Annotated in this window: 13 protein-coding genes; 3 read left to right on the top strand and 10 right to left on the bottom strand. The window is 62.2% G+C overall.

Annotated features, from left to right (window positions below):
* Nucleotides 1-67: 67 nt before the first annotated feature.
* The 9 genes from RR842_RS01975 to RR842_RS01935 all read right to left on the bottom strand — a co-directional run bounded on the left by RR842_RS01975 (nucleotide 68) and on the right by RR842_RS01935 (nucleotide 10637).
* On the bottom strand, nucleotides 68-1828 hold the full coding sequence (locus RR842_RS01975) for a proline--tRNA ligase (RefSeq protein WP_332512401.1): 1761 nt from the start codon (nucleotides 1826-1828) through the stop codon (nucleotides 68-70).
* Nucleotides 1825-2889, bottom strand: a complete 1065-nt coding sequence (gene ispG / locus RR842_RS01970; RefSeq protein ID WP_332553177.1) for a flavodoxin-dependent (E)-4-hydroxy-3-methylbut-2-enyl-diphosphate synthase — start codon at nucleotides 2887-2889, stop codon at nucleotides 1825-1827. Before ispG ends, RR842_RS01975 begins: the two co-directional genes overlap by 4 nt.
* 254 nt (nucleotides 2890-3143) lie before the next feature.
* A complete protein-coding gene (locus tag RR842_RS01965) occupies nucleotides 3144-4268 on the bottom strand; it encodes a site-2 protease family protein (protein WP_332512398.1) in 1125 nt (374 codons plus the stop codon).
* Nucleotides 4269-4500: 232 nt separating this feature from the next.
* On the bottom strand, nucleotides 4501-5802 hold the full coding sequence (dxr, locus tag RR842_RS01960) for a 1-deoxy-D-xylulose-5-phosphate reductoisomerase (RefSeq protein ID WP_332728889.1): 1302 nt from the start codon (nucleotides 5800-5802) through the stop codon (nucleotides 4501-4503).
* Nucleotides 5792-6694 carry a phosphatidate cytidylyltransferase gene (locus tag RR842_RS01955; RefSeq protein WP_332512394.1) on the bottom strand — a complete coding sequence of 301 codons (903 nt, stop codon included), beginning with the start codon at nucleotides 6692-6694 and terminating at the stop codon, nucleotides 5792-5794. The genes dxr and RR842_RS01955 overlap by 11 nt, the downstream gene beginning before the upstream one ends.
* Nucleotides 6695-7474: an isoprenyl transferase gene (locus RR842_RS01950; RefSeq protein ID WP_332512393.1), complete on the bottom strand. Its 780-nt coding sequence runs from the start codon at nucleotides 7472-7474 to the stop codon at nucleotides 6695-6697.
* Between the two features lie 4 nt (nucleotides 7475-7478).
* Nucleotides 7479-8036, bottom strand: a complete 558-nt coding sequence (gene frr / locus RR842_RS01945; protein ID WP_332512391.1) for a ribosome recycling factor — start codon at nucleotides 8034-8036, stop codon at nucleotides 7479-7481.
* Between the two features lie 67 nt (nucleotides 8037-8103).
* A complete protein-coding gene (gene pyrH / locus RR842_RS01940; RefSeq protein WP_332512390.1) occupies nucleotides 8104-8883 on the bottom strand; it encodes a UMP kinase in 780 nt (259 codons plus the stop codon).
* A 332-nt stretch (nucleotides 8884-9215) separates the two neighbouring features.
* The gene (locus RR842_RS01935) at nucleotides 9216-10637 is read right to left on the bottom strand and encodes a trypsin-like peptidase domain-containing protein (protein WP_332728888.1); all 1422 of its coding nucleotides are present in this window, start codon (nucleotides 10635-10637) and stop codon (nucleotides 9216-9218) included.
* A gap of 304 nt (nucleotides 10638-10941) precedes the next feature.
* On the opposite strand from RR842_RS01935, the gene RR842_RS01930 reads away from it, so the two are divergent.
* The 3 genes from RR842_RS01930 (at nucleotide 10942) to RR842_RS01920 (ending at nucleotide 14248) form a co-directional block, all read left to right on the top strand.
* Complete coding sequence (locus RR842_RS01930) at nucleotides 10942-11460, top strand: D-alanyl-D-alanine carboxypeptidase (protein ID WP_332553181.1); 519 nt, start codon at nucleotides 10942-10944, stop codon at nucleotides 11458-11460.
* Between the two features lie 109 nt (nucleotides 11461-11569).
* Nucleotides 11570-12757 (top strand): iron-containing alcohol dehydrogenase, encoded by a 1188-nt coding sequence (locus tag RR842_RS01925; RefSeq protein ID WP_332721681.1) that lies wholly within the window; start codon nucleotides 11570-11572, stop codon nucleotides 12755-12757.
* Between the two features lie 84 nt (nucleotides 12758-12841).
* Complete coding sequence (locus RR842_RS01920; RefSeq protein ID WP_332728887.1) at nucleotides 12842-14248, top strand: aldehyde dehydrogenase; 1407 nt, start codon at nucleotides 12842-12844, stop codon at nucleotides 14246-14248.
* A 114-nt stretch (nucleotides 14249-14362) separates the two neighbouring features.
* Here the strand turns inward: RR842_RS01920 and RR842_RS01915 are convergent, their stop codons facing one another.
* On the bottom strand, nucleotides 14363-15214 hold the full coding sequence (locus tag RR842_RS01915) for a C39 family peptidase (protein WP_332728885.1): 852 nt from the start codon (nucleotides 15212-15214) through the stop codon (nucleotides 14363-14365).
* Between the last annotated feature and the right edge of the window lie 372 nt (nucleotides 15215-15586).

Here is a 15586-nt window from a genome sequence, read left to right as displayed (position 1 = left end):
CACTCGCATTCCAAAAGTGATGCGGCAGTTCGAGACCCCGCTACCGCAACCCCTTCTTCTCCTGCGCTCATCGGTTGAATATCTCGGCGAACAGATCCACTTCCGACCCCCACACCTTGGTATTGCGCTGGGCGAAAGCGACAACGTCTGCAAGCACAGCGAGCGACACTTCCTGGCGCTCTCCCGTACGGCGCGATTTGACTTCGACCTTTTGCTCCTCAAGCCCGCGCTTGCCCACAACTACCTGCACAGGCCATCCGATCAGGTCCGCGTCCGCGAACTTCACACCAGCGCGTTCCTTGCGGTCGTCGATAACTACTTCGAGCCCCAGCTTCGCAAACTCGCTTGCCAGTTTCTCGGCCGCAGGCTGCACCAGCTCATCCCCCGTCGTCAACGGAATAACGCACACGTGCGCCGGGGCAACCGACGTCGGCCAGCAGATGCCGTTCTCGTCGTTGTGCTGCTCGACGATAGCCGCCATGGAGCGCGAAACGCCCACGCCGTAGCAGCCCATAAGGAACGGTTGCTCCGAATTGTCCTCAGCCATAAACGTGGCGCCCATCGAGCGCGAGTACTTGTCACCCAGTTGGAACACCTGGGACACTTCGATACCCCGGGCACCTTCGAGCGGCAGACCGCACGTAGGACAGCGGTCGCCTGGCCGCACGACGCTCAGGTCGACCCATTCGTCCACCTGGAAATCAACTCCCGGTCGGGCGCCCACGTAGTGGTAGCCGTCCTCGTTCGCGCCGACAACCCACTTCGATACCGCCTGCAAGCTAACGTCCGCAACGATACGCGCACCCTCCGGCAGGCCGATCGGCCCCATCGAGCCCTTATGCAGCCCGAACGCTTCCATATCGTCATCGGTAAGCAAGGTGAAGCCGTCCGCCATACGTTCGGCCTTCAGCTCGTTCAGCTCATGGTCGCCGGGAACGAACAGGACCACCAACGCGCCCTCGCCGCTCTTGCCCGACAACGCCTTCACGGTCGAAGACTCGGGAATGCCCAAGAACGCAGCCAGCTCGGCAATGGTATGCACCTCGGGCGTGGCAACCTTCTCAAGCTCCGGCACGTCGTGCACCGTCGGCTGAGCGAGGCAATCGCCCGCTTCGGTATTGGCCGCATAACCGCACGTGCAGTGTACCAGCTCGGCCTCGCCCGCTTCGGCGAGCGCCATGAATTCGCAGGTCACGCTGCCGCCGATCTGGCCGGGATCGGCCTGAACCGGACGGAAGTCCATGTCCATGCGCTTGCAGATGCGCGCATACGCCTCGCTCATCTGGTCGTAGGTCTTCTGCAGCGACTCCTGGTCGGCGTGGAAGCTGTACGCGTCCTTCATGATGAATTCGCGGCTGCGCAAGAGCCCGAAGCGCGGGCGGATCTCGTCGCGGAACTTCACCTGGATCTGGTACAACGTCAGCGGCAGCTCCTTGTAAGAGCGCAGTTCGTTGCGCACAAGAGCCGTAATGAGCTCCTCATGGGTGGGCCCAAGGCAGAACTCGCGGTCATGACGGTCGACCAGCCGCATGAGTTCGGGGCCGTAATCGTCCCAGCGCCCGCTTTCGTGCCACAGCTCGCCCGGCTGCAGCGCCGGCATCATGATCTCCTGCGAGCCGATGGCATCCATCTCCTCGCGCACGATATTCTCCACCTTGGCCAACACGCGCTTGCCCAGCGGCAGGAACGTGTACACGCCCGATGCCGCCTTGCGGATCAAGCCGGCACGCAGCAACAGCTTATGGCTGGCAATCTCCGCGTCGGCCGGGTCCTCCTTGAGCGTAGGTACGTACAGCTCGCTCATGCGCATGATATTCGCGTTCGTCATAGCTTTCCAATCTCCTCCATCAAAGCGTCCACGATGGCATCCTCTTCCACCTTGCGGACGACGTTTCCCTTAGAAAACACCACACCCGACCCTGCCCCGCACGCCACGCCGATATCGGCATCGGCAGCCTCGCCCGGGCCGTTCACCACACACCCCATCACCGCCACTTTGAGCGGCTTATCCAGCGCCGCGATGCGCTCCTCCACCTCATGCGCCAGCCCGATCAAGTCCACCTGGCAGCGCCCACACGTCGGGCAGCTTATAAGCTCAGGCGCGCGACGCCGCAGGTCGAGGGCCGCCAGCAAGGTCCAGCAGGCGCGGATCTCCTGCACCGGATCATCCGTAAGCGAAATGCGCAGCGTGTCACCGATACCCTCTTCAAGCAAAATGCCCAAGCCGCAAGCCGACTTGATAACACCCTGGAACGTCGTGCCTGCCTCGGTCACGCCGATATGCAGCGGCACCTGCGGCAATTCGACCGCAAGCTGGCGATACGTGGCCACCGTAGCCATAACGTCATGGGCCTTCGCACTGACCACTAGATCATGGAAGCCGCGCTCCTCGCAATGCCGTACGTACTCCACCGCCGAGCGCGACAACTTCTGCGCCAGCGTCAGATCGTCGCGTGCGGCAAGGGTCTCATCCAGCGAGCCGGCATTCACGCCAATGCGAATGGGGATACCCGCTTCGCCTGCGGCATCGAGCACCGCATCGGTCTTGGCCAAGCCCCCGATGTTGCCGGGATTGATGCGCAGCTTAGCCGCACCGCGACGAGCAGCCTCGATGGCACTGGTCGCATCGAAGTGGATATCGGCCACCACCGGCAGCGGAGAAGCGGTGCATACCGCCTCGAACGCATCCAGGCAATCCCGCCGTGGGATAGCCATGCGCACGATCTCGCAACCGGCAGCCGCCAAGGCCTCGATCTGCGCGAGGTTCGCAGCCGCGTCGTCAGCCGGGGCGTTCAGCATGGATTGCACGACAACGGGGGCACCGCCGCCCAGCGGCACATCGCCCACCATCACGCGGCGGGTCGCCTGGTTCGGTTTAGCTTGCGCCATCGTCGAGCCTCCATCCTCGGTTCTGCCCGCTGCGCACCTTCTGAGCCGGATACGCGCCAGCACTCCCCGCACCTCAAGTCGAGGCATCAGGAAGCGCAAAATGAGCAGTGCTGATTATTTTACCCCTGAATAGCGCATAATCGAGCCAAGTGCACAGGGTTTTCGCGGAACGACGGGCCGCAACCGCACGCAAGAGGTGCCAGAGGCCCTCGTGATACGGTAAAACCCGCCTTTCCTGCCTCGCAGATCGAAACCTACCCTTGCGCCATCCAAGGTGCTGTACCGGTCAGTATTCCCTGGATATCCTGGTTCGCCATGACCAAGAAAAACCCGAGGAACAAGATCATGCCCGCCGCCGACATATAGTTGAGCGCCTTGGTCGACACCACTTTGCGCGAGATCTTCTGGAACACCTCCACGACAAAGCGCCCACCGTCAAGCGGGGGGATAGGCAGCAGGTTCATCAAGCCAAGCGACACTGAGATGCTCGCGAAGAAGGAGAGCGTCGAGAACAATCCCGCGTCGATCGCCGTTTTCGACATGGCTGCTATGCCGATAACCGATGCCGAGTTCGACATGGTGTCGGCAGCGGTCGCCGGATTGAACAAGCCCACGATAAGCTGCACGACCATTCCGATAAACCCGAGGCCCATCTCGATAGACTGCAACGGGTTCAAGACCACATGGCGAACCTCGCCCGCCTGCGTCGTCACGTCGACGCCGATAACGGAGAACAGCACGATGAACATGAGCACCGCAAACAGCAGGTTCACGAACACGCCGGCCAGAAGAATCACCGAGCGCTTCCAAAACGGCAAAGCGCGGTACTGTTGCTTGTACTCGCTCTCGTATAGTCCATGGGCGTCGGCAACCGGCCGTGCCTCGCCGAGCGCATAGGCGGTCGGAGCCGCCTCGCCTGCAGCCAGGGCTCGGGCCGTCTGCTTTTTCGTCGGCTGCACTACCGGCGCACGGTAGGTATTAAACTGGTCCTTCTTGGTCGGACTGCAAACGCTTCCCCACTCAGACAACTCGTCAAGGGCCTCGTAGGCCTCGTCATCCGTAATGTCGCAATCGGCAGCGATATCCTCCATGTTAGCCGTACCATGGCGGTACAGAGCCGCCAGCACTTGCTCGAGATGCGGACTCATTTTGCCCGCCTCCATGCCGCACACCTTCGCATAGCCGCCCAGCGGAATAGCCGTCACGCCGAAGCGCGTGCCCGCTTTGGTAAAGCCGACGCTCGGACCGGGCAAGCCTAGCATGAACTCGGTGACGCGCACGCCAAATGCCCGAGCGGCCAGATAATGCCCTCCTTCGTGAATGAACACGAGGAAGCCCAGCACGATCGTGGCGTAGAGAATCATCAAAAGTATATCCATAGACTCGTATCCTTCCGAACGCGAGAAAACGTGTTGCCCTATGCCGTATAGCATAGTCTCATAGTATAGGTTGACGAACAAAATACGAACTAACGTACGTTAAAAAACGCAGAAGTTCCGCAACTGGCGCACAATGAATGCACGATCGACTATTCGGTAACGGAAGAAAAGAGAACCGTGCGCTCTTGAGACGACAGCGTTCAGCCGCTTCGCCTCGCGTCGAGTCGGCAAGCTAGCGAGCGGCGATCCGCATCCGAGCCTCGGCACGCGCCCACGCATCGACCGCCTCCAGCTGATCGAGCGACTCGACACGCTGTACGTCGCACGCATCCATCACGGCCTCGACGCACGCGGCTATCCCCAGGTAGCTGCCCTCTTCCGCCAAAAACGCGGCCACGGCCACCTCGTTCGCGGCATTCATCGCACAAGGTAGCGTGCCGCCGCGCTCGCCGGCCGCCCGGGCCAGCGCCAGACAGCGGAACGTGTCGGTATCGGCCGGAGCGAACTCGAGCGAGCCCAGCTTCGTGAAGTCCAGCGGTTGCACCGGCGCATCCCAGCGGTCGGGGTACGACAGCGCGAACTGGATGGGAATGCGCATGTCGGTGGTGCCCAGATGCGCCTTCACGCTGCCGTCGGCAAACTCCACCATCGAATGGATGGCGCTTTGCGGCTGCACGACCACGCTGATGCGGTCGTAGGGCATGGCGAACAAGTGGTGCGCCTCGATGACCTCGAGGCCTTTGTTCATGAGCGTGGACGAGTCGATAGATATCTTCGCGCCCATGTTCCACGTGGGGTGCGCGAGTGCCTGCGCTGGCGTGATGTCGGCCAGATCGGCACGCGTGCGCCCGCGGAAGGGGCCGCCCGACGCCGTCACCCACAGCCGCGACACCTCACGCGGCTGCTCGCCCAAAAGGCACTGGTAGATGGCCCCGTGCTCCGAGTCGATAGGCATGAGCGCCCCGGCAGGGCCGGCCCCCGGAGCCGTACCAGCAGCGCGGCGCTGCGCGTCCACCTGTGCGACCAGCGGCATGATAAGGTCGCCGCCCACCACGAGCGACTCCTTGTTCGCCAGCGCCAGCACCTTGCCCGCCGCCAGCGTCTCGTAGCTCGCGCGCAGACCGGCAGCACCCACGAGAGCGTTCACCACCACATCCACCTCGGGCAGGCGTACCAGGTCGACCACGGCGTGGGCGCCGAACCCAAGCGACCCCTCGCCCGTCGCACGCCGCGCCAAAGCCTCGCCAAGCGAAGACGACACACCGCTTTGGCGCGCGGCCTCAACCGCGCCCGCGCCGCCGCGCACCTGCGCGCGCAGCTCATCGGCCACCAGCTCACCGCGCAAACGCTCGTCGCCCACCGCCAGATGGCGCACGCCGAACTCCCGCGCCTGCGCCAGCAGATCGCCCGCCCGCGTGCCTACCGCCAGCCCTACAATCTCCAGCTTATCGGCATGCCGCCGCACCACGTCGAGCGTCTGCGTGCCGATAGACCCTGTCGAGCCAAGCACCACTATGCGCTTTTTAGAAGACATACGGGATGCACCCTCCCCCGACCAATAGAAGAGCCGAGGTCACGGCCACCAAGAACAGCGAATCGCACCGATCGAGCAAACCGCCGTGCCCCGGCATGATCGTACCCGAATCCTTGAAACCCGAGTTGCGCTTGATGCGGCTCTCGGCAAGATCTCCCAACACGCCCACCAGCCCGCTGATCAGCCCAAACAAAATCGCCTGCGGGATAGACATCGCCACCCCGGGGATGAACGTCATCAAGCACCAGAAAACAGCAGACCCCGCCAGGCCGGCAAAAAAACCTTCCCAGCTCTTCTTCGGGCTGGTCCTCGGCGCCAGCTTGTGCTTGCCGAACTTGCTGCCCACCAGGTAGGCAAACGAGTCGTTTGCCCACACGCTCAGGAAGATGCCCAGCACCAGCACGCCGCCCCAAGGGTCCGGCAAGGCTCCGCGCACCACCACGACGCCCGAAAGCAGCAGCCCCGTATAGGCCGCGCCGAACAGGCTCACGCCCACATCGGGCACCCGCGCGCGCATCCAGAACACGTACCACACAATCAAAGCCAGCAGCAGGGCCAGGTTTACGAACAACGCCCCGATCAATCCCCAGAAAAACACACTGACGGGATACACCATAGCCGCAATGATGCCCAGCATCTCGTTGGGCAGCTTCGCATCCGAGCGCAGCATATAGTAGAACTCGCCTGCCGAAATGCCCGCCAGAACCACCAGCAAGGCCAACGTCGTCCATTTGCTACCCAAAACACAAAGCACCGAAACGGCCACGTACACAAAGCCGGTACGGAAGCGTACTTGGATATCGGTGGGGTTCTTCAGCTTCTTAGGCGTCTTGTCCTGCGCAAATTCCTTGATTTTCTTCGCACGCTTGCGGTCGCCCTCCTCGTCCGACACCTACTTCACCGCCCCGAAACGGCGATCGCGTCCCTGAAATTCCAGCAGCGCACGCAACAACTCGTAACGGTTGAAGTCGGGCCAGAGCACCTCGGTGCACACGAACTCGGAGTAAGCGATCTGCCACAGCAGGAAGTTCGACACCCGCATCTCGCCGCTGGTGCGAATGAGCAGGTCAGGGTCGGGGATGTCCGCCGTGTACAAATGTCGCACCAGCACTTCTTCGGAAAGCTCTTCCGGAGCACGGCCTTCGCGCAACGCCGCATGGGCATCGTCCATATAGGACGACAGAGCGTCCAGCAGTTCTTGGCGACCCCCATAGTTCACCGCTACGACCAGCGTCATGCCGTCGTTGTCTTTCGTCTTCTCCCATGCCTTGGCGAACGCATCGCGCGTCTTCTTCGGCAGCGCGTCCACGCGTCCGATAGTCATAACGCGCACGTGCTCTTCGTGCAGGCCATCTACCTCGGCAAGCATCGTGGTGGCAAACAGGTTCATCAAGCCGATGACTTCGTCTTGCGGGCGCTTCCAGTTTTCCGACGAGAACGAGTAGATAGTCAGGTAGCGCACGCCTAGGTCGGATGCGCATCGGATGGTTTCCCGCACCGCGTCGATACCGGCCTTGTGGCCGAACAGTCGATTCTTGCCGCGCTCTTTGGCCCAGCGCCCGTTGCCGTCCATGATAACGGCAACGTGCCGCGGCACGGCATCAACATCCAGCAACGTCGGATCGACGCCTGTCGGAGGATTGGGAAATATGCATTCGAGCGGCTTGTTCAACCTACTAGATCTCCATCACTTCGGCTTCTTTTTTCTTGAAGACCTCGTCAACCTCGGCGATGTAGCGGTCGGTAAGCTTCTGCACCTCGGCCTGGCCGCGACGCTCGTCGTCCTCGGGGAGGCTGTCTTCCTTGACGGCGCGCTCGATGGCAGCATTCGCATCACGGCGCGCACTGCGCACGGCCACGCGCGCTTCCTCGGCATAGCCCTTGCACTGTTTCACCAGCTCGCGACGACGCTCCTCGGTAAGCGAGGGAAACGGCAGACGAATGATGGAGCCGTCGTTCGAGGGCGTCACGCCGAGGTCGCTTTGAAGGATAGCCTGCTCGATAGCGCCCAGCACACCCTTGTCCCACGGCTCGATGACCAACATGTGAGCATCGGGCGTCTTCACGCCGGCCATCTGGTTCACCGGCGTCGGCACGCCGTAGTAATCAACCTTGATGCGATCGAGCAGCAGAGCGCTCGCCCGACCCGTACGCACCGATCCGAAGCTGTCATGCAGCGACGAGAGCACCTTTTTCATGCGGTCTTCGCCCTGCTCGAGAATATCGTTCACCATTGCAGTTCCTTTCACCCGACTCCCTGCGGCGTGAGCGGACGCATCCGAAGCGCGACCGCTTTCGCATCTATTCTACCGTGGTTCCTACGTTTTCGCCCTTCAAAGCGCGCGAAATGTTTCCTTCGACCGTCAAGTCGAACACGATCATGGGCATGCTGTTGTCCATGCACAGCGATGTGGCCGTGGAATCCATGACGTTCAGGCCCTTCGAGAGCACGTCCATGTAGTTGATGCGGTCGAAGCGCTTCGCATCGGGGTTCTTCGCAGGGTCGCTATCGTACACGCCGTCCACCTTCGTGGCCTTCATGAGGCAGCTCACGTCCAACTCGCACGCGCGAAGAGCAGCCGTGGTGTCGGTGGTGAAGTACGGATTGCCGGTGCCGGCGGCCAAGATGACCACGCGGCCCTTCTCCAAATGGCGCACGGCACGACGGCGGATATAGGGCTCGGACACTTCCTGCATGGTGATAGCGCTCTGCACACGCGAGAAGATGCCGTGGCGCTCGAAAGCGTCCTGTAGCGCGAGCGCGTTCATGACGGTAGCCAGCATGCCGATGTAGTCGGCCTGCGCACGGTCCATGCCCTCCGCCGATCCCGCCAAACCGCGGAAAATATTGCCGCCGCCCACCACGACGGCCACCTCGACCTCGTCGTGCACGATGTCGGCTATTTCGTCGGCCAGCGCGTCCACAACCTTCGGGTCGATGCCGTACCCGACATTGCCGGCCAACGCCTCACCGGACAGCTTCAGCAGCACACGCGGATACGCATAGCCCCGCTCGCGCACGCGCGCCCACTTCGCCCGCTCTTCAGCACTCGCCTCTGCGTTCGCTTTCTCTTCCGCCATGGACCAATCCCTTCGATGACCTTCAAGTATGCATACGTTGGCCACAATCTTACCCGAAAACAGAAAAGGGTGCGCACCTCTCAAGGCCTTTTCCGGCCAGTTCACTTAATGAGCAGACAGGGTGGCCGCGGGTGCAAACGCAAACGTGCCCTTGGCTATACACTTCCCACTGCCGGGCGTGTTAGGGACTTTCACCCATTAGAGCGCGCGCCTCCTTTCTGTCGTATCCTACTCGCTTCAGGACACACTGCTCGGCATACCGCAAAGCGGCCCCGGACGAATCCGGGGCCGCTGTCGTTCTGTATTCAGACGATGATCCGCCTGGGCCTCGTTTACGAAGCGCTACCGCCGTTCGAGGACGATCCGCCGCCGAACAAGCGCTCAAGCATAGATCCCTGTGCGCTGTTCTGCTGGGTCGAAGCGGCCTGGGTGCTCTCATCGGAACCCAACGTCACCTCGACCTGCTTGTTCTCGCCATTGCGGTTCACCTCAAGCGTCACCTTGTCGCCAGGGTTCTTGGAGCGAACGTCCAGCATGAGGTCGTCAGCAGAGGTAACGTTGTTGCCGTCGAACTTGGTGACGATGTCGCCTTCCTGCAGGCCGGCCGATGCTGCGCCGGAACCGCTCTGGACGCCAGCGATGTAGGCACCGCTGTCAACCGCGAAGCCGTAGCGCTGGGCGATCTGCGGGCTCACCGTGGAGAGGGACACGCCAAGCTGCGCATGGGTCGGGATCTTGCCATCGATGATCTGCTGGGCGATACCCATGGCGTAGTTCACCGGGATGGCGAACCCGACACCGGAGTAGTTGCCCGAGTACGACGTGATCAGCGTATTGATGCCGATAAGCTTGCCGTCAGAGTCCACCAGCGCGCCACCGGAGTTACCGGGGTTGATGGCGGCATCGGTCTGGATCATGTTCGGATAGATGGTTGTCTCGCCCGAGCTGTTGCCGTACTGGTCGGTACCGCTGTCCATGATCTGGGAGCGGCTGGTAGCCGACACGATGCCGGTAGCCACGGACTGCTCTAGGCCAAACGGACTACCGATGGTCATAACCCACTCGCCGATAGTGAGGTCGTCAGAGTTACCCACCTCGACCGGCGTCAGGTCGTTGACGTCCTTCGCCTTAATAACGGCCAGGTCGGAGCTGGGGTCACTGCCCACGATCTCGGCATCGTGCTGCTCGCCGGCCACCGTGACCTTCAGGGCGTCGGCTCCTTCGATTACGTGGTTGTTCGTGACAATGTAGCCGTCCTTCGTCAGCACCACGCCGCTGCCGAGCGAGGACTGGGCCAGCGTACTGGTACCGCTGTTGCCGCTGCCCGGGAAACCGCCGGCGGACTGGTTTGTGTACACGTCAATGGCCGCGACGGAAGGCAGGGCCTTCTTGGCTACCACCTCGGGCAGCGTGGCATCTTGCTCGTCGGCGTTGATCGTGCTGGACTCAGACGAGCCGAGCTGCGCTTGCGGCGCGCTGGAGCTGCTGGCGCCCATGGTGCCCTGCCAGATGGCGAAGCCTCCAAAGCCGATAGCCACGGCAAGCAACGCACCCAGGAATCCGTACAAAAACGTATGGCCGCTCGGCGACTTTTTCTCGTAGGTTACCTGACCGGCCGTATGGTACGGCTGGTGGTTCTGGGGCTGCTGGTAGTAGGGCTGCTGGCCCGTTGGGACGGCATGCTGAGCATGCGGGTCGTGCGTTGGAGGCGGAACAGGTCCGCCGGAGGGGGTGTTACCGTGCATATCAGTCATCTTAAGTTCACGCTCCTTGATGTCCGGGATGGTCGTTGATCGCAACGCTCATGTTGGTGATGTCGCTACCTTACCACGCGTGCCTTATGAGCAGGAATCCTTTAACTCAATCGTCATCCTCGCGTTGCAGAATTACATCATTTGGTGTACGCGATCCTACACCCGCAGGACGATGCCGAGGTAAAGAACCATCCCTTCCGTAAGCTGACCTATTGCGCACGGCATCCGAAAGCAGCCTTGCCGAACAGGCTGCCATGCGTGCTATCATACGAGCCACCGCCGTTTTGAATTGCAAGGAGCGCCCATGCCCGACCAAAAATCTCCGCGTCGTACGGTCGGCGCCCGCTTCCAAGCGCTGTACGTACGCATACTGCTGCGCTTGCTTCCCCACCTCATCAACCTGTTTCGCCCTGTTTCCCCAAAAATACAAGCTGAAGTCGACTATCTGGAGTCCGGCTATACGTTCATGCTGACCGTGGGCGGCACAAGGCTGGCCTGCATCTGCCGTCGTACCAGCAAAGGCACGTTCAAGCGCATAGCGCCCGCTTCGCTCGCACGTGATGTCGAACCAGGCAGCGGACAGCCCAGCGCCGATGCGCAGGCGGCCACGGTCGACTACGTCATCGCATTCCGCTCGCTCGCCTACGCGTTCTCTTGCTTCACCGGTGGGGAAACCTTGAAAGACGCCCTGGCCGAACGCGCTTTCTCCACGCGCGGCCCCAACAATACCGGCGTATCGCTTACCTATATGTTCACCGCTCTGCTGAAGATGTTCTTCGGCTGGCGCGCTGCATACCGCACAAAGAAGGCCGTCGCAAGCTGAGCGTGCGGGGAGCCATGCGGCGTGCGCCGACGACGCGGCGGCCCAAGCTACCCTGCCCTACGAGAATCGACGATGCCGCACGGAAGGTTTTCCATCAAAGGAGTACGCTATGGAGGGATTCGAGTTCGCCTGCCCCACCAAGATAATATGCGGGGCCCATGCGCTTGACAAGCTGCCCGGCGAGTTGGCCGACCGGGGCGTGGCGCACCCGCTGGTCATGACCGATGCGGGACTGATGAAACTGGGCATCGCCGCCAAGCTCACCGACGTGCTCGACGCGGCCGGCGTGGCCTACGAGGTGTTCGACCAGGTGCCGCCCGACTCGTCGATGGACGTGGTGAACGACGTGGCGCGCCTCTTCGCCGCGCGCGGCTGCGATGGCTTCGTGGCCATCGGCGGCGGCTCGGTCATCGACACCACAAAGGGCGCGGCAGCATCGCTCGCCTGCGAGGGCGTGGATTTCGCCACCCTGCAAGGCTCGGAGATCCTGCAGCACGATCTGCCGCCGTTCATCGCCGTGCCCACCACGGCCGGCACCGGCAGCGAGGTCACGCTCGTGGCCGTGGTGGCCGACACGCAGAAGCACGCGAAGCTGTCGTTTGCCTCTTATAAGCTGGTTCCCCATGTGGCCATTTTAGACCCGGCACTCACCAGTTCGCTTCCGCCGAAGCTCACGGCCACCACCGGCATGGACGCGCTCACGCATGCCATCGAGGCGTACACGTCCATCCAGAAAAACCCCGTGTCCGATGCGTTCGCCGTAAAGGCCATCGAGCTTATTGCCGCCAACCTGCCGCGTGCCTGCGCCGAGGGCGGCGACGTGGATGCGCGCGCGAACCTGGCGCTGGCCTCGCTCATGGCGGGAGCTGCGTTCAGCAACGCCATGGTGGGCATCGTGCACGCCATCGGGCACTCGCTGGGCGGCCTCTGCCACATTCCGCACGGCCAGGCTATGATGATGCTGCTTCCCCACTGCGTGCGCTTCAACCTGCACCACGGCGTGCACGCGGGCACCTACGGCGAGCTGCTGGGGCACCTGAGCCCGAAGCGCGCCGCCGAGCTGGGACCGAACGCAACCCCCGCCGAGCGCGACCTGGCCTTCTGCGACGAGTTGTTGGCCCTGAACGCTTTCTACCACGACACCTACGGCGTGCCGCTTGCGCTGTCGGAGCTGGGCGTGGAGCGCGACCTGCTGGAAGCGGTTGCCAAACAAGCCCGCTACGATGGCGCCGCTCTCTACAACGAGACGGAAATCACGGTGGAAAATGCCTTGGACATACTGAACGCGACGTACTGAGCGCGTCGTCGCACCCACTTACCGGGAAAGAAACGCCAGCATCCCGGAAGCCCTGCTGCAAACACCGCGAGAAAGAGCAAGCCCATGACCACCCCCACGTTCAACAGCATCGCCGACGTCGAAGCCGCCGCGCAGAAGATGCACGCGCACTTCCAGAGCGGAGCCACGCTTCCCGTGGAGCACCGGCGTCAGGCCCTCGTGCAGCTGAAGGCCTACCTCAAGGCAAACGAGGAGCGCATTCTGTCCGCGCTCACGGCCGACCTAGGCAAAGCGCCGTTCGAGGGCTATGCCACGGAGCTCGGCATCGTCTACGACGAGATCAACACCTGCCTGAAGCACCTGAGCCGCTGGGCGAAGCCGCGACGGGTGCCCACGCCCATCGTGCACTTCCACGCCACGTCGAAGGTATACCCCAGTCCCCTTGGCGTCGTGCTGGTGCTCTCCCCTTGGAACTATCCGCTGCAGCTGGCGCTCGTGCCGATGGTGGACGCCATCGCGGCGGGCAACTGCGTGGCGCTCAAACCCTCGCGCACCTCGAAGGCCACCGGCGAGCTTTTGGCAGACATGCTGGCAGACGTGTTCCCACCCGAGTATGTGTGCGCCTTCCCCGGCTCGGGAGCCATGAACGACTGGCTGCTTGAAGTGAAGTGGGACCATATCTTCTTCACCGGCAGCCCGAGCGTGGGACACACCATCATGGAGGCCGCAGCCAAGCACCTCACGCCCGTGGTGCTGGAGCTGGGCGGCAAGAGCCCGTGCATCGTGGACGAGACGGCCAACGTAAAGCGCGCGGCGCAGCGCATTGCCTGGGGCAAGGGCATCAACTCGGGGCAAACCTGCGTGGCTCCGGATTACTTTCTCGTGCACGAGAGCGTCGCAGACGATTTCGTGGCGCAGACGGACGCCTGCTTCCACCAGTATTACGGCAAAGACATCTTGGCCGGCGAAGAGTGGCCGCACCTGATAAGCAAGCGCCACTTCGAGCGCGTGATGGGGCTCATCGAGAACCGCAACCCGAACGCGACCGTGGCATTCGGCGGACATGGCGATGCAGACACGCTGCGCATCGAGCCCACGTGCTTGCGCGGCGTGACGCTTGACGACCCCGTCATGAACGAGGAGATCTTCGGCCCCGTGCTGCCCGTCATCACCTACAAGACGCTCGACGAGGCCTTCGCCATCGTGCGCACGTTCGAAACGCCGCTGGCCGCCTACGTGTTCTCGGACGACCGCGACGTGCAGCAGCGCGTCATCCGCGAGCTGCCCTTCGGCGGTGCCACCATCAACGACGTAATTGTGCACCTGGCCAACAACCACATGGGCTTTGGCGGCCTAGGCAACTCCGGCATGGGTGCCTACCACGGCAAGGTGGGCTTCGACTGCTTCACCCACTACAAAAGCACGCTCAAGAAGGGCACGTGGATCGAGCTTCCCGTACGCAACCCCCCGTTCGGCGACAAGATCAAGTTGCTGCGCATGCTGATGAAATAGGGAACGCCAACAGAAGCTCCAACGACAACGGCTCGCTTGCAGTATCCAGCATAAGATCGAACAGCTTGAAATGATTCGACGTCTCAGCAGTATCGTCTTGCCATTATAGCTGCATCACGCCACCACGACCGCTTGGGCGCCAAGCTCGTAATAGCGAGAGGCGAACAGGGCCAGATCGTAGGTCACCTGGCCTTCGAGGGGGTCGCTTACGTATACGACGCTTTCGTTCAGATCGTAGCCGCTCACCACTACGCAATGGCTGACGTCGTAGAGCTCGTACACGCGGCCATCTTGCCGGGCTACCGCATACGGCACGCCGGGATCGACAAGGTCGATGGTGCACCAGGCGACGACCGGCACGCCCGATGCCACCGTCTGCAGCACAACCTCAACCGTCATGTCGGTCGCGTCGTAGGCGACCAGGGCCGATCCTTGCGCTGCGAGAAAGGCCGAGGCCGTTTGCGCGATGCACGGCGCCATACAGGAATTTCCCTCAACGCGGTAGGGATCCCCCATAAACGCATTGACGAAATCGGTTTCGCTCAACGGAAGCCAGGTATCGGCAATGTCGGTCGTCGCTAAGTCGAAGCCGCGATACGCAAGCACATCGGTCAGAGCAACGGATTCGCACCCTGTTGGCAGCAGGGGGTTTTGCGCGTACGACGGCACATCTAGCTGCACCGATCGAGGCAGGGATAACGCTTCGCCGGAAGCAACCTCAACACCGGTCTCGACGTTGGTGCCAACATGAGCGTTGGCGTCGATGCGGACGATTTCTTCCGCAACTGCATGTTCAACAGCACCCGAGGCCTCACCCGGTCGCAAGAAGGCGAACACCGCAACGACGACCAGCACGGCGCATGCCACGACGACCACCGCGCGCACCACATTCGCCCGCCCAAGCATGCCGCGGTGATAGGCCCACACCTCTACGCCGCCTGCGCGCCGTCTTGCGTTGTCTTTCATGCCTTGCCGTCCTTTCGTCTGCACTGGCGATGATTCACCCTATCGGACCAAGCTGAAATCGCCCCGAAAGATGCGCCAAGTACGTTTACTAAGAACACGCAAAATCTGCCGAAATGGTTTCAGCGAAGACGAAAACTCCACAGGCGAGCAACCGGAAGACGGAGAATGAAGAAGAACGCGCGCCGCAGGGGAGCATCAAAAGCCCCAGCTCGCAAACCTGAACATCGGCTAGGAGGTGCGCCATTAGTTGGCGCACCATCCTCCCAGTCGAGCCCCGTCGGGGACCCTCTTCGACAAAGCAAAATCAAACCTCAAAGCACGGCGGGCATTTCGCGGAAGAAAATGCCGTCGACATCGTTGCCCATGGCCACA

The sequence above is a fragment of the Gordonibacter sp. genome (genome assembly GCF_036667095.1).
GTDB lineage: Bacteria > Actinomycetota > Coriobacteriia > Coriobacteriales > Eggerthellaceae > Gordonibacter.
This window is presented reverse-complemented; position numbering and strand designations above follow the sequence as displayed.

Excerpts from the sequence above, each read along its gene's own strand:
- dxr (WP_332728889.1), bottom strand. The coding sequence starts at position 5,802 with ATGTCTTCTAAAAAGCGCATAGTGGTGCTTGGCTCGACAGGGTCTATC.
- pyrH (WP_332512390.1), bottom strand. The coding sequence starts at position 8,883 with ATGGCGGAAGAGAAAGCGAACGCAGAGGCGAGTGCTGAAGAGCGGGCG.
- RR842_RS01915 (WP_332728885.1), bottom strand. The coding sequence starts at position 15,214 with ATGAAAGACAACGCAAGACGGCGCGCAGGCGGCGTAGAGGTGTGGGCC.
- RR842_RS01965 (WP_332512398.1), bottom strand. The coding sequence starts at position 4,268 with ATGGATATACTTTTGATGATTCTCTACGCCACGATCGTGCTGGGCTTC.
- frr (WP_332512391.1), bottom strand. The coding sequence starts at position 8,036 with ATGGTGAACGATATTCTCGAGCAGGGCGAAGACCGCATGAAAAAGGTG.
- RR842_RS01925 (WP_332721681.1), top strand. The coding sequence starts at position 11,570 with ATGGAGGGATTCGAGTTCGCCTGCCCCACCAAGATAATATGCGGGGCC.
- RR842_RS01930 (WP_332553181.1), top strand. The coding sequence starts at position 10,942 with ATGCCCGACCAAAAATCTCCGCGTCGTACGGTCGGCGCCCGCTTCCAA.
- ispG (WP_332553177.1), bottom strand. The coding sequence starts at position 2,889 with ATGGCGCAAGCTAAACCGAACCAGGCGACCCGCCGCGTGATGGTGGGC.
- RR842_RS01975 (WP_332512401.1), bottom strand. The coding sequence starts at position 1,828 with ATGACGAACGCGAATATCATGCGCATGAGCGAGCTGTACGTACCTACG.
- RR842_RS01935 (WP_332728888.1), bottom strand. The coding sequence starts at position 10,637 with ATGACTGATATGCACGGTAACACCCCCTCCGGCGGACCTGTTCCGCCT.
- RR842_RS01920 (WP_332728887.1), top strand. The coding sequence starts at position 12,842 with ATGACCACCCCCACGTTCAACAGCATCGCCGACGTCGAAGCCGCCGCG.